Annotated in this window: 15 protein-coding genes; 2 read left to right on the forward strand and 13 right to left on the reverse strand. The window is 37.3% G+C overall.

Annotated elements, in window-relative coordinates; genetic code table 11:
• Positions 1-7: 7 nt before the first annotated feature.
• Both motB and motA read right to left on the reverse strand, forming a co-directional pair.
• Positions 8-796, reverse strand: a complete 789-nt coding sequence (gene motB / locus ACVWY7_RS02170; RefSeq protein WP_001256750.1) for a flagellar motor protein MotB — start codon at positions 794-796, stop codon at positions 8-10.
• Positions 786-1,580 carry a flagellar motor stator protein MotA gene (motA, locus tag ACVWY7_RS02175; RefSeq protein WP_000344861.1) on the reverse strand — a complete coding sequence of 265 codons (795 nt, stop codon included), beginning with the start codon at positions 1,578-1,580 and terminating at the stop codon, positions 786-788. Before motA ends, motB begins: the two co-directional genes overlap by 11 nt.
• 264 nt (positions 1,581-1,844) lie before the next feature.
• Here motA and ACVWY7_RS02180 point away from each other — a divergent pair, with 264 nt between their 5' ends.
• Positions 1,845-2,624, forward strand: a complete 780-nt coding sequence (locus ACVWY7_RS02180; RefSeq protein ID WP_000720180.1) for a M15 family metallopeptidase — start codon at positions 1,845-1,847, stop codon at positions 2,622-2,624.
• A gap of 36 nt (positions 2,625-2,660) precedes the next feature.
• Here ACVWY7_RS02180 and ACVWY7_RS02185 read toward each other — a convergent pair whose 3' ends face one another.
• The 4 genes from ACVWY7_RS02185 to sdhC form a co-directional block, all read right to left on the reverse strand.
• A complete protein-coding gene (locus ACVWY7_RS02185; protein WP_000822740.1) occupies positions 2,661-3,107 on the reverse strand; it encodes an acyl-CoA thioesterase in 447 nt (148 codons plus the stop codon).
• A gap of 92 nt (positions 3,108-3,199) precedes the next feature.
• Positions 3,200-3,961, reverse strand: coding sequence for a succinate dehydrogenase iron-sulfur subunit (gene sdhB / locus ACVWY7_RS02190; RefSeq protein WP_001291826.1), 762 nt, complete (start codon positions 3,959-3,961; stop codon positions 3,200-3,202).
• Positions 3,954-5,747, reverse strand: coding sequence for a succinate dehydrogenase flavoprotein subunit (gene sdhA, locus ACVWY7_RS02195; RefSeq protein ID WP_456523634.1), 1,794 nt, complete (start codon positions 5,745-5,747; stop codon positions 3,954-3,956). Before sdhA ends, sdhB begins: the two co-directional genes overlap by 8 nt.
• Positions 5,748-5,760: 13 nt before the next feature.
• A complete protein-coding gene (gene sdhC / locus ACVWY7_RS02200) occupies positions 5,761-6,387 on the reverse strand; it encodes a succinate dehydrogenase cytochrome B558 (RefSeq protein ID WP_000678351.1) in 627 nt (208 codons plus the stop codon).
• A gap of 300 nt (positions 6,388-6,687) precedes the next feature.
• Here sdhC and ACVWY7_RS02205 point away from each other — a divergent pair, with 300 nt between their 5' ends.
• Entirely contained in the window at positions 6,688-7,137 is a 450-nt protein-coding gene (locus ACVWY7_RS02205) for a YslB family protein (RefSeq protein WP_000042224.1), read from the forward strand.
• Positions 7,138-7,251: 114 nt separating this feature from the next.
• Here the strand turns inward: ACVWY7_RS02205 and uvrC are convergent, their stop codons facing one another.
• The 7 genes from uvrC to ACVWY7_RS02240 all read right to left on the reverse strand — a co-directional run bounded on the left by uvrC (position 7,252) and on the right by ACVWY7_RS02240 (position 14,745).
• Positions 7,252-9,036, reverse strand: a complete 1,785-nt coding sequence (gene uvrC / locus ACVWY7_RS02210; RefSeq protein WP_000544275.1) for an excinuclease ABC subunit C — start codon at positions 9,034-9,036, stop codon at positions 7,252-7,254.
• 148 nt (positions 9,037-9,184) lie between these two features.
• Positions 9,185-9,499, reverse strand: coding sequence for a thioredoxin (gene trxA, locus ACVWY7_RS02215; RefSeq protein WP_001018943.1), 315 nt, complete (start codon positions 9,497-9,499; stop codon positions 9,185-9,187).
• A gap of 211 nt (positions 9,500-9,710) precedes the next feature.
• Positions 9,711-10,688, reverse strand: coding sequence for an electron transfer flavoprotein subunit alpha (gene etfA, locus ACVWY7_RS02220; protein ID WP_000101963.1), 978 nt, complete (start codon positions 10,686-10,688; stop codon positions 9,711-9,713).
• A 36-nt stretch (positions 10,689-10,724) separates the two neighbouring features.
• Positions 10,725-11,498 carry an electron transfer flavoprotein subunit beta gene (gene etfB / locus ACVWY7_RS02225; RefSeq protein WP_001029030.1) on the reverse strand — a complete coding sequence of 258 codons (774 nt, stop codon included), beginning with the start codon at positions 11,496-11,498 and terminating at the stop codon, positions 10,725-10,727.
• A 79-nt stretch (positions 11,499-11,577) separates the two neighbouring features.
• On the reverse strand, positions 11,578-12,354 hold the full coding sequence (locus ACVWY7_RS02230) for an enoyl-CoA hydratase (RefSeq protein ID WP_105989290.1): 777 nt from the start codon (positions 12,352-12,354) through the stop codon (positions 11,578-11,580).
• A gap of 11 nt (positions 12,355-12,365) precedes the next feature.
• On the reverse strand, positions 12,366-12,953 hold the full coding sequence (locus ACVWY7_RS02235; protein ID WP_000742222.1) for a TetR/AcrR family transcriptional regulator: 588 nt from the start codon (positions 12,951-12,953) through the stop codon (positions 12,366-12,368).
• A 106-nt stretch (positions 12,954-13,059) separates the two neighbouring features.
• A complete protein-coding gene (locus ACVWY7_RS02240) occupies positions 13,060-14,745 on the reverse strand; it encodes a long-chain-fatty-acid--CoA ligase (RefSeq protein ID WP_000414720.1) in 1,686 nt (561 codons plus the stop codon).
• Between the last annotated feature and the right edge of the window lie 80 nt (positions 14,746-14,825).

Genomic DNA, 14,825 nt, shown 5'->3' on the forward strand with positions numbered 1-14,825 from the left:
ATCCTCTTTATTTTACTTTCTCTGTTAAAGGCAAGATAAACACTTCTACACGTCTATTTTTCGCCTTTCCTTCTTGCGTATTGTTTGGAGCAATTGAACGGTATTCGCCGTAACCAATCGCACTAAATTTTTCTGGTTGTAATTCTTTATTTTGGAGCAATACTTGCATAAAATTAACTGCCCGCTGCGTACTTAATTCCCAATTCGATGCAAACTGTGCGTTGGCAATAGGAACATTATCCGTATGACCAGATACTGTGATTTCACGAGGTGACGCTGAAACAAGTAAGCTAGACATTTCTTTCGCAATACCTAGTGATTCTAATTTCACGTCGGCTTTCCCAGAATCAAATAGTACATTTTCTAATATCGTTACCATTAATCCCTTTTCAGTTAATTTAGTTTGAAAAGAAGAGGATAATTGCTTTTCATTAATATATTGATCAATCTTTTTTTGTAATGCTTTCAATTCATCCATTTCTTTTTTTTCTTTTTCTCTAGCTTCTTCTTGTTTTTTTGCTTGTTCTGTCTCAAGGCTACTTGCTGATAATTCCTTTTCATCATTTGGCTTCTGATCACTTAAAAACTCTTTATTTCCTGTTCCACCTGCTAGTTCGCTTCGAAACGCTACTGCCATCTGTTTAAACTTCGCTGCATCTATACTACTCATTGCGAACAAAACGATAAACAGTGCAAATAACAACGTTAACATATCAGAATATGGAATTAACCACGTTTCATCGATATGTTCCTCATGTTTTTTCTTTTTGCCTCTTCTATTTTTCTTACTCCGCATTTTTTTCTGCTCCTTTTTCTAGCTTTTTACGCTCAGTCGCAGATAGTGAACCTAAAATGCGGTTCTTCATAATAAACGGATATGTACCTTCTTGTAACATTAATAAACAATCAATGATTAAACGCTTTTTTTCGATTTCAGCTGCAGATTTTTGTTTTAACTTATTAGCAAATGGATGCCATAATACATAACCTGAAAAAATACCAAAAATCGTCGCAATAAACGCACCTGAAATAGCATGTCCTAACTTTTCAATATCAGTTAAATTACCAAGTGCAGCTACAAGACCGATAACAGCACCTAAAACCCCTAGTGTTGGTGCATATGTACCAGCTTGAGAAAAAATTGCAGCTCCCTTTGCATGCCTTTCTTCAATTGCTTCTAATTCAGCTTCTAAAATCTGTTCTAAATCTTCTGCAGATACGCCATCAATTACAAATTTCATACCACGTAAAAGAAATTCATCTTGAATTTTGTCTAATTGTTGCTCTAAAGACAAAATACCGTATTTTCTACTTTCTGATGTCCAATGAACAAATAATTCTAGCAACTGTTCATAACTTAAATCCTTTTTATTTGAACCAAAAAGAACTTTAAATAATTTTGGAACTCTTTTTAGTTGATTCATCGGAAAGGCTATACATACTGCAGCTAATGTACCGATAAAAATAATTAATGCCGCGGCAGGATTCAATAAGGATGTTACGTCAGCGCCCTTGACGACCATCCCTACTACCACTGCTACAAATCCTAAAATAAGTCCAATAATTGTTGCAAAATCCATTCCCATTCACTCCTAGTCTATACAAGAAGTTCCTTATTCTCGATAATCGCTACATCTTCTTATGTATATATATTACATAAAAAATTCATTTCATGAAAGATAAGAAATGAATTAAATGAAAAAATACTACAATTTCACACATTTTCTGACATTTTCTTTGCATTTCTATTACGTTACGACTCTTATATTTCTTTTTCAACAAACTAGACTTATAATAAAAACAATACATATTTTATTAAGAAAGGATTGTGATTACAAGGCATCATGAAAAAAATAATTATTATTTCTGCCGCTACTATTGTAATCGGTATCACATCTTTCGCTTATTTCGGTTCCAAATCACCACTACAAAACGAGGCGAAAGCTGTCGAAAGTCAACAACATAGTAATCACCAAAAAGAAGAGATTCCTGCTTTTCCAAAAGCTGATCATAACGCCAAGAAGCTAGACAATGATTTTTCCGTTGTAACAAATCCAGATTCTAACCTTGTATTAGTTAATAAACATCGAAAACTACCAGATGGATACACACCTGAAGACTTAACAAGACCAAATGTACCATTTACTAGTCCAAAAGATAAAGAAAAAACATTGCTACGCAAAGATGCTGCAGATGCGCTTGAAAATATGTTTGAAGCAGCAAAGAAAGAAGGACTTGAACTTACAGCTGTATCTGGTTATCGTTCATACAAACGCCAAAAATCATTACATGATACATACGTTAGACGTCAAGGAAAAGCCGAGGCAGATTCAGTAAGCGCCATTCCTGGTACGAGTGAACATCAAACTGGTTTAGCAATGGATATTAGTTCAAAATCTGCTAAATTCCAATTAGAGCCTATTTTTGGAGAGACAGCCGAAGGTAAATGGGTTGCAAAACATGCTCATGAATTTGGCTTTGTCATTCGTTATTTAGAAGATAAAACAGAAACAACCGAATATTCATATGAACCGTGGCATTTGCGCTACGTTGGAAATCCATACGCTACATACATATATAAACATCATTTAACATTAGAAGAAGCGATGGAATACAAAAAATAAGAGAGCGTTTTGCTCTCTTATTTTTCTTTCACTCTATTATTGTAGTAATTTTTTCTTCCACTCTTCAGGCCACGGTTCGCCTCTTCCCGTTTTTTTCGATGCTTGAACCATCATTCCACGACCAACTAAGCAAACTTCTCCTTCTGCATTCTTCACCATATAATGCAAATCTAATGAAGAATTCCCAACTGATCCCGCCTTTACATACACCTTCAACTGTTCATCAAAATATATTTGCTTAATAAAATTACATTGTAAATCCGCAACAACAATCATCGTTTCTGAAGATTCATGCGTCCATTCTTGCATAAATCCAAGTTCTTTAAACAATGCGATACGTGCTTCTTCAAAATAGGTAAAGGCAACGACATTATTTACATGTCCAAACATATCTACTTCACCAAAACGAACCTTTACAGGGTTGTAAAACGAAAAACCACTTTCCCATTGCTCAAAGTCTTCAATATAAGAAATCCTCTTCATTGTTCCCTCTCCTTTTCACCCTCAAATAAACAGAATAAACAGAAAAATAAAGTTATAAATATTGCCTCTTCGATATGAAGAGGCAATATTTATTAATAGTTATTATCGCTACCAAAGAAATCTTTGAACGATTGAATTGTTGTATCACGGTTTAACGCCGCAATTGAAGTTGTTAATGGAATACCCTTTGGACATGATTGCACACAGTTTTGAGAGTTACCACAGTTTGCAAGTCCTCCATCACCCATAATTGCACGTAAGCGATCTGCTTTATGCATTTCACCCGTTGGATGTGAGTTGAATAAACGAGCTTGTGATAACGGTGCTGGTCCAATAAAGTCAGATTTACTATTTACGTTTGGACATGATTCTAAGCAAACACCACATGTCATACATTTTGAAAGCTCATAAGCCCATTGACGTTTCTTCTCTGGCATTCTTGGTCCTGGTCCTAAGTCATACGTACCATCAATTGGAATCCAAGCTTTAACACGTTTTAGAGCATTAAACATGCGACTACGGTCAACTTGTAAGTCACGAACAACCGGGAATGTCTTCATCGGTTTTAAGCGAATTGGTTGCTCTAATTGATCGATAAGTGCTGTACATGATTGACGTGGTTTTCCGTTAATCACCATCGAACATGCACCACATACTTCCTCTAAACAGTTCATATCCCACGCAATCGGAGTTGTTTTGTTTCCTTTTGAATCAACAGGATTACGGCGAATTTCCATAAGCGCCGAAATAATATTCATATTCGGACGATACGGAATTTCAAACTCTTGATCAAACGCTTGCGCGTCTGGTCCGTCTTGTCTCGTAATGATGAGGCGGATTGTTTTCTCAGACATGTTGTTTATCCCCCTTCTCTTCACCCTTAGCAGCTACATCGTGTTTTGAAGAATAATCACGTTTACGTGGTTTAATTAATGAAATATCCACATCTTCGTAATGGAATGCTGGTGCATTTCCTTCTCCTTCAAATTTTGCCATCGTAGTTTTTAAGAAGTTTGCATCATCACGATTTGGGAATTCAGGTTTGTAATGCGCCCCACGGCTCTCATTACGGTTATATGCACCAATTGTAATAACACGTGCTAGCTCAAACATATTTGCAAGTTGGCGTGTAAATGAAGCACCTTGGTTACTCCATTTTGCTGTATCGTTAATGTTAATACGTTTATAACGAGCCATTAACTCTTCAATTTTTGCATCTGTTTCTAATAACTTTTTATTTTCACGAACTACTGTAACGTTATCTGTCATCCATTCTCCAAGCTCTTTATGAAGAACATACGCATTTTCGTTACCATCGAGCGTTAAAATATTGTTAAATTTCTCTGTTTCGATTAATTCATTTTGTTCATACACAGTAGATGAAACAGCATCTGATGATTTAGAAAGACCTTTCATATATTCAATTGCATTTGGTCCTGCTACCATACCACCGTAAATTGCTGATAATAGTGAGTTCGCACCAAGACGGTTACCACCGTGCATAGAATAATCACACTCACCTGCTGCAAATAAACCTGGAATGCTTGTCATCTGCTTATAATCAACCCATAGCCCGCCCATTGAATAGTGAACAGCTGGGAAGATTTTCATTGGTAGTTTACGAGGATCGTCACCTGTAAATTTCTCATAGATTTCAATAATTCCACCAAGTTTAATATCTAGTTCTTTTGGATCTTTATGAGAAAGATCTAAGTACACCATATTTTCACCGTTAATACCTAGTTTTTGCTCTACGCAAACATCAAAGATTTCACGCGTTGCGATATCACGAGGTACAAGGTTTCCGTAAGCCGGATATTTTTCTTCTAAGAAATACCATGGTTTACCATCTTTATATGTCCAAACACGTCCACCTTCACCACGTGCAGATTCACTCATAAGACGTAATTTATCGTCTCCAGGAATTGCCGTTGGGTGAATTTGAATGAACTCACCGTTTGCATAATATGCGCCTTGTTGATATACAGCAGAAGCTGCTGTACCTGTATTAATAATAGAGTTAGTTGATTTTCCGAAAATGATACCAGGGCCCCCTGTTGCCATAATCACGGCATCAGCTCGGAAACTTCTAATCTCCATAGTTTGTAAGTCTTGTGCAACGATTCCTCGGCACACACCTTCATCATCTACAACAGCTCGTAAGAAATCCCAACCTTCATATTTCGTTACAAGTCCTGCTACTTCGTGACGACGTACTTGCTCATCTAATGCGTATAGTAATTGCTGTCCAGTTGTTGCACCAGCAAATGCTGTACGGTGATGTTGCGTTCCACCAAAACGACGGAAATCAAGAAGTCCTTCTTCCGTACGGTTGAACATAACACCCATACGGTCCATTAAATGAATGATACCAGGTGCTGCTTCACACATTGCTTTAACTGGTGGTTGGTTCGCTAAGAAGTCCCCACCATAAATTGTATCGTCAAAGTGGATCCATGGAGAATCCCCTTCACCTTTCGTATTTACGGCACCGTTAATTCCACCTTGGGCACATACAGAATGCGAACGTTTTACTGGTACTAAAGAGAACAGTTCAACATTTACTCCTGCTTCCGCCGCTTTAATCGTTGCCATTAAGCCAGCCAAGCCACCGCCGACTACTATAAGTTTCCCTTTCATGCTCTCCCACTCCTTACTGGTTTGCTAGCTGTGGATCGATGAACGCTAATAATGCACTCACACCTACATAAGATAGACCTAAGAAAATAGCTAATGTTACATAAGTAGAGATTCTTTGTGAACGTGGTGATACTGTAATTCCCCAGCTAATGCAGAATGTCCATAGTCCATTTGCAAAGTGGAAAATTGTTGAAACAACACCAACTAAGTAGAATGCGAACATAGCTGGATTGTTTAAAATATCAGCCATCATATCATAGTTTACCTCTTTACCTAACATTGCTTGAATACGAGTTTCCCAGACGTGCCAAGCAATGAAAATCAGCGTAACGATACCTGAAATTCTTTGGAAGACGAACATCCAGTTACGGAAATAACCGTAAGAAACCGCATTGTTCTTAGCTGTAAATGCAATATATAAGCCATATATAGCATGGTACAGTATTGGTAAAAAGATAATGAAAATTTCTAGCGCATACCGGAATGGAAGGAGCTCCATAAAGCCTGCAGCTTTGTTAAAAGCCTCTGCTCCTCGTGTTGCAAAGTTGTTTACAATTAAATGTTGCGTCAAAAAGACACCAACCGGGATGACCCCCATTAATGAGTGCCACTTACGAAACGTATACTCGCGGCCTTTCATGTCCCCATTACCCCCCTTGAGTGATTGACTGCTGTTTTCAGATTAGTTTATGGCAATAATGTTTTTTCACTATTGGCATAAGAAAAACTGAAAAAATTATTCGAAATATTTCAGCATAATTTGATACCAAGTTCATTTTACTCCTATTTTTGTCGAAGCGTCAAGAAAACGTATACATAATTTGCATATAATTTGCCATTTCTTTTTTTCTTCTTATATATTCAGATTTTCCTAAAGAAAAATCTGTTTTTATAAATGAGAAATGTTATATAATAATCCCTATAGAAAGAGGGGAATATTGTGAGTAAAAATACAATCGATACAACATCTTTAGAAGATGTTTCATTGAACGCCTTCGCTTATGAATTGCTACGTGAAGAATTACTACCTGATTTAATCGGTAACGATTTAGATGGTATTTTATACTGGTCCGGTAGAAACCTTGCAAGAAAATATCCACTAGAAACAATTGAAGAAGTCATTCAGTTCTTTGAAAAAGCTGGCTGGGGCACTTTAAGCATTATTGAACATAAGCGTCGTGAAATGCAGTTCCAACTTAAAGGCACGCTCATTGCTGAACGTCAAAAACAAAAAAGACATTCTTCTTATCAATTAGAAGCTGGATTCATCGCTGAACAAATTCAAAAGCAACGAAACGTCGTTGCAGAGTCCTACGAAGAAAAGAAAAAACGTTCAGACTCTATTACATTTCTTGTGAAATGGGATATAAAAGATCTCATTGAAGTGTAGCATTACCCGCGGTCAACTAGACATATAAGTTTAGTTGACTTTTTTGCATTTTCATTCATTTGAATTTATTTTAAATCTTCAGAAATTATACCAAAAAATAGAAGACATTGTAAACTACAACGTCTTCTTATCTGTTAAATAAGTATAAATCGTCTCTGCGACATTTTTCGGCATACCTGCTTCGACAAATTCCTCTATAGAAGCTTCTTTCATCTTCTTTAATGAACCAAAATGTTTTAACAATACCTTTTTCCGTTTATCACCGATTCCAGGAATATCATCCAGTGCTGATTGAATGACAGATTTCCCGTGTAATTGACGATGAAATGTAATCGCAAATCGATGCACTTCATCTTGAACACGCTGCAATAAATAAAATTCTTGGCTATTTCTCTCCAGCATCACAGGTTCAGGTGGATCTCCAATAATTAAATGAGATGTTTTATGTTTGTCATCTTTTACAAGACCTGCCATCGGAATATATAAACCGAGTTCATTTTCTAGAACATCACTTGCAGCCGCCAGATGACCTTTTCCGCCATCAATAATGATTAAATCTGGTAAAGGTAACCCCTCTTTCAGCGCCCTTGTATAACGGCGTCTCACAACTTCTCTCATAGACTCATAATCATCTGGTCCTTGAACTGTTTTAATTTTATATTTCCTGTATTCTTTCTTAGCTGGTTTCCCATCAATAAAAGCAATCATTGCAGAAACAGGATTTGTCCCTTGAATATTTGAGTTATCAAATGCTTCAATACGATAAGGCGTTTCAATTCCGAGCTGCTTCCCTAAATTCTCTACAGCTTTAATCGTTCGCTCTTCATCACGTTCAATTAAATAGAATTTCTCTTCCAAGGCAATCTTCGCATTTTTATTTGCCAGTTCTACAAGATCTTTTTTCTTACCGCGTTTCGGCTGTGTCGCTTCTACTTCTAAAAAGCGTTCTACTAATTCTGAGTCTATACTTCCTGGAACAACTATTTCTTTCGGCTTAAAATGACTGCTGTTTTCATAAAATTGACCGATAAACGTTAAGAATCCCTCTTCTGGTTCATCATATATTGGAAACATAGAAACATCACGTTCAATTAGCTTTCCTTTTCGAACGAAGAAAACTTGCACACACATCCACCCTTTATCAACTGCATAGCCAAACACATCACGGTCCACTAAATCACTCATAATCATCTTTTGTTTTTCCATAATCGCATCGATATGAGCGATTTGATCACGTAACTCTTTTGCACGTTCAAACTCTAGTTTCTCTGAAGCTTCATACATTTTTGTTTCTAATTCTGAACGAACTTCTTTATGCCCACCATTTAAAAACTTAATAATTTCATCTACAATTTCTTTATTTTGTTCTTCCGTCACTTCTTTCACACAAGGTGCTAAACATTGACCCATATGATAATATAAACAAACTTTATCAGGCATATTTGAGCACTTACGAAGCGGATACATACGATCCAGCAGTTTTTTCGTTTCATGAGCTGATTGTGCATTCGGATAAGGGCCAAAATACTTTCCTTTATCCTTTTTTACATTTCGCGTAATAAGTAAGCGCGGTTGTTTCTCAGCTGTAATTTTAATAAAAGGATATGTTTTATCATCTTTTAATTGAATATTATATTTTGGGTCATGTTTTTTTATTAAGTTTAACTCCAAAATGAGCGCCTCTAGATTTGAGGAGGTTACAATATATTCAAAATCTACAATTTCTCCTACTAGCCGAAGTGTTTTCCCGTCATGCGAACCAGTAAAGTACGAGCGCACACGATTTTTAAGCACTTTTGCCTTTCCGACATATATAACCGTTCCTTGCTTATCTTTCATTAAATAACAACCAGGTTGATCTGGTAAAATAGCCAATTTTTCTTTTAAATGTTCGTGCACTCGTTACCCTCCATTTCTACATGCTTAGCATTTTTATTTTCACATGAAAACATACTATGCCAAAACACCCAACATACGTTCTTTTATTGTAACGGAAAGGTGTAAAAAAGGAAAATAAAAAAAGCTACCAAATGGTAGCTCCTTTATTTTAGAAGTGTTTAGAAACTAATTCTACTAACGCTTCTTTCGGTTTGTAACCTAACGCTTGATCAACTACTTTACCGTCTTTTAATACGAAAAGAGCTGGAATGCTCATTACTTCGAATTGACGAGCAGTTTCTTGGTTTTCATCCACGTCTACTTTTACTACTTTTACTTTTTCGCCTAGTTCTGCATCAATTTCCTCTAATACAGGAGCGATCATTTTACAAGGTCCACACCAAGGTGCCCAGAAATCTAATAATACAACACCTTCGCTAGTTTCTGCTGCGAAGCTTTGGTCATTTGCGTTTACAATTGCCATTTTATTTCCTCCTTCAAGTATATTCTACCAAGAGTATATCATTAACTTATATACGTGGCGAATAATATGTATCGTTATGTATTGTAACAAAAAAGTGTTCCTTTATACTATATAAAAATACGGATTAAATACTAAAAAGATGAGAGACAGGGGATCTCTCACCTTTTTCTATATATAGGGGTACTTCACTTGGAACTCAAGGGTACTCAAATCATGAATGTACTTTTAACTTTTTAAACTCTTCTGTTAAAAGTGGTACGACTTCAAATAAATCGCCAACAATACCGTAGTCAGCTACTTTGAAGATACTTGCTTCTGGGTCTTTGTTAATCGCAACGATTATTTTTGAGTTAGACATACCAGCTAAATGCTGAATCGCACCAGAAATACCGCACGCAATGTATAGGTCTGGTGTAACAACTTTACCAGTTTGACCAATTTGTAATGAATAATCGCAATACTCAGCGTCACAAGCACCACGAGATGCTCCCACAGCGCCGCCTAGTACGTCAGCTAACTCTTTTAATGGTTTAAATCCGTCTTCACTCTTCACACCGCGTCCGCCAGCGATAATCACTTTCGCTTCTGAAAGGTCAACGCCTTCTGCCGTCTTACGGACGACATCTTGTATGATTGTACGCAAGTCTTTCACATCTACTGTAATAGAAGACACGTCACCACTGCGAGACTCATCTTTTTCAAGCGTTGCGATGTTATTTGGACGCACTGTCGCAAATAAAATGCCGTCTGTTACAATCTTCTTCTCAAATGCTTTACCAGAGTAGATTGGACGAGTGAAGATAACATTTCCACCTTCAACTTCTAAAGCAGTTACGTCAGAAACTAGACCAGCTTCAAGCTTCGCTGCTAATTTTGGTGATAAATCTTTCCCAAGTGCTGTATGTCCAAATACAATACCTTCTGGATTTTCTTCAGCATATACAGCTAAAAATGCTTGTGCATAGCCATCAGATGTATATGATTTTAATTTATCATTTTCAACTGTCACAACGCGATCTGCACCGTAATGAATCAATTCATTTGCAAAAGAAGCAACGCTGTCTCCAACTAGAAGACCTACTACTTCACCGCCTTCTGCAATTGTTTTTGCTGCTGCTACCGCTTCAAACGAAACGTTACGTAGCGATCCATCACGAACTTCACCCATTACTAATACTTTACGAGCCATAGATTTTCCCTCCTGCATATATAATTTCGTATTTTATTAGATTACTTTCGCTTCTGTATGGAGCAACGATACAAGTTCTTTTACTTGATCTTGCAGCTCGCCTTGTAACACTTTTCCTGCATCTTTCTTAGGAGGCAAATAGATTTCAATTGTTTTTGTCTTTGCTTCCACATCATCTTCTTCTAAATCTAAATCATCTAATTCTAATTCTTCTAGTGGCTTTTTCTTCGCTTTCATAATACCTGGAAGCGATGGATAACGCGGTTCATTTAAACCTTGCTGTGCTGTTACTAAAACTGGTAATGAAGTTTCAATCACTTCTGTATCACCTTCAACATCGCGCTCAATCTTCACGTTTGTACCGTCAATTTCAAGTTTTGTAATTGTCGTTACGTACGGAATATTTAATGCTTCAGCTACACGCGGACCAACTTGTCCAGATGCACCATCAATTGCAACGTTTCCGCCTAAAATTAAATCTGCATCTTTATCTTTTAAATATTCAGCAAGCACTTTTGCTGTTGTAAACTGGTCACCATTTTCTACATCATCTTCAATATTAATTAATACCGCTTTATCACAGCCCATCGCTAATGCCGTACGAAGTTCTTTCTCACTATCTTCGCCACCGACTGTTACAACAGTAACTTCTCCACCTTGTGCGTCTCTTACTTGAATTGCTTCTTCAATCGCATATTCATCGTAAGGGTTGATGATGAATTCCGCTTCGCCATCGTAAATTGCACCGTTTTTAATTACGATTTTTTCTTCTGTATCAAATGTTCGTTTCATGAGTACGTAGATGTTCATTCCATTTACCCCCTTGTTTTTCAGAAAGATTCTATCAATTTTAATTTTCTGTTAATTTATATTAAAAAAAATAATTGAACTACCTGCCACTAAATGAAGGCTTACGCTTTTCTAAAAATGCTGCGACACCTTCTCTTCCATCTTCACTCGTAAATACTTCACCAAAGATTTGAGCTTCGCGTTGTACACCTTCATAATAATGAGACGATTTCGTCGTTTGCAATAACTCTAGTACAGCACGAGTCGTCGCTGGGCTTTTTCCAGCAATCTGTTTTGCAACTTTAAGCGTATCATCTAAAAATGTTTCTTCAGCAAAAACTCCGTTAACTAGTCCCCATTTTAATGCTTCTGCACCAGTAATCGGTGTACTTGTTAACATCATTTCACAAGCTTTCGCTTTCCCAACATAACGTGGTAATCGCTGTGTACCTGCAAATCCAGGAATTAATCCAAGTGTTAATTCAGGTAAACCAAGTTTTGCGCTTTCAGTTGCAAAGCGCATGTGGCAAGACATAGCAAACTCAAGACCGCCGCCAAGTGCCGCTCCATGAATTGCCGCGATAACTGGTCTTGAACATTTTTCAACGCGCTCAAACGTAACTTGTCCAAGCTGCGCTAATTCAGTCGCTTGCTTCGCTTCAGTAACAGATGTAAATTCTTTAATATCTGCTCCCGCCGAGAAGAAGCGCCCTTCACCGTGAATAACAACAACACGAATATTATCATCCTTCTCCACTTGATCAATTAATTCAGTAACGTCATGCATAACTTGTGAAGACATCGCGTTAGCTGGCGCATGATTTAACGTAGCCACCGCGATATGATCTTCAACTCTTACAGATAGGAATTTCAACATGATCCCTCCCATTATTGACGATAACCACAAGCTGCAATAAGTAGCCCATGTACCGTTTTTGAAAGTGCGACCAGATCATACTTATGATCGCTCATTACCCAATTGGTCACAACTTCATCTACTGTTCCAAAGATCATTTGTCTTGCCACGCGAACATTTAAATCCGCTTGGAATTCACCTTGCTTTATACCTGTCTCTAAAATCTCATCAATGACTTGTAAGTAGCCTTTTAATACTTCATTTATTTTCAGGCGTAAGTCTTGATTGGACTGTCTTAGCTCTAATTGCGTAACGATAGCAAGAGGATCATTTTGCGACAACAGCAAGAAGTGCGTTTCTACCAACATGAATAACTTCGATACAGCGCTTTCAATTCCTGCTGTTTTTTGACGAATTGTTTCGACAAATTCTCCCATCTTCTCTTGGAATAAGGATATTAATATATCTTCTTTATTTTTAAAATATAAATAAATCGTGCCATCAGCTACCCCAGCTTGCTTTGCTATTTTAGAAACTTGCGCTTGATGGTACCCATTCTCCGCAATCACAATGACTGCCGCATCAATAATTTGATTGTACTTCGGTCTATTTTTCTTCACTTTACTGTCCCCTTCAAGAAGATGACTGAATGAATAGTCATTCATATTCTTATAATACTGACTATTTAGAAAAGTGTCAATCCCATTTTTTCAAAAAGAAAGGGCCTTAGCCCGTTTGCTCATCCTCATTCTTTCTTTTCTCTTCCTCAATTAGGACACGGCGCAAAATTTTTCCAACTGTCGTTTTCGGCAGTTCATCTCTAAACTCATATACTTTCGGCACTTTATAGGCCGCTAAATATTTACGAGCAAACTGATTTAATTCTTCCTCAGAACACTCCGTACCTTCTTTTAACACAACAAACGCTTTAACTGTCTCTCCCCTATACGGATCAGGAACTCCAATCGTCACTACTTCTTGTACCTTCTCATGCTCATATAATACCTCTTCTACTTCACGAGGATACACATTAAATCCGCTCGCAACAATCATATCTTTCTTACGATCTTTCACATAGAAAAAGCCATCTTCATCCATGTAGCCAACATCCCCTGTATGGAGCCATCCATCTTGCAGTACGGCTGCTGTTTCTTCTGGCTTATTCCAATACCCTTTCATAATCTGAGGACCTTTTACTACAATTTCACCGATTTCTCCCGGTGGTAATGCCTCACCAGTTTCAAGCGACATAATCATTGCTTCTGTATCTGGCCACGGAACTCCAATGCTACCTGGTACTCGCTTTTCCCATAAAAAATTACTATGTGTAACTGGAGATGATTCTGTTAAACCATATCCCTCTACTAATTTACCACCTGTAACTGTTTCGAACTTTTCCTGTACTTCTACCGGCAGTGGGGCTGATCCACTAATACAAGCACGAATAGAAGAAATATCGTATTCTTTTAAAAGCGGGCTATTTAAAAGAGCGATATAAATAGTTGGTGCTCCTGGAAACAATGTCACTTTATGCTTCTTAATCGCTTCAAAAACCATTTTCATGTCAAATTTTGGAATAAGAACCATTTTGTATCCTTGCATAATACTTAAATTCATAACAGCCGTCATGCCGTACACGTGGAAAAATGGAAGAACCCCAAGAACGACTTCTTCTCCTTCTTTGCAATTATATAACCATTGAACTCCCATCAAAGTGTTAGAAACGAGGTTTTTATGCGTTAACATAACGCCTTTCGGAAATCCAGTTGTTCCTCCTGTGTACTGTAAAAGAGCTAGATCATTTTCAGGATCACAAGGCACCTCAACACCTGTATTCACTTCTTTTTCTACTGAGTTCCAAAGGTGAATCGTTTCACTCTCTGATACTTTTACAACTAAATTCGACTGTTTTTTCTGCACAAATGGATACAATAGATTTTTAGGGAAGGGCAAAAAGTCCGCAATACGAGTTACGATAACATGCTCAATTTTTGTAGCAGATTGAACATTCGTTACTCTTGGGAACACTAAATCGAGGCAAAGGATTACTTTTGCTCCCGAGTCATGAAGCTGATATTCTAATTCTCTTTCTGTATATAATGGATTTGTTTGAACTACGATACCTCCCGCGAGTAATGTACCGTAATAACCAATTACAGCTTGCGGACAATTCGGCAACATAATAGCAACTCGATCACCCTTTTCCACACCGAGCTTTTGAAGATAATTTGCAAACCTCTTCACCTTATCATGGAAGTGTGAAAATGTAATATCCTTCCCTAAAAAGTGAAGCGCTTTCTTTTCTGGATAGCGAGAAGCCATCTGTTCTACATATTTATGAAGCGGCTGAATATCATAAGAAATCGTACTTGGAATTTCCTCTGGATAATTTTTCAACCATGGTTTTTCCACCTTCATTCCCCCTTCAAATACATAAAAAATAAAGTGAAACTTTAATTAGTGGGAGGTGTTCCCCCCACTGATTATTAGCC

Source organism: Bacillus sp. TE9106W, from assembly GCF_054062215.1.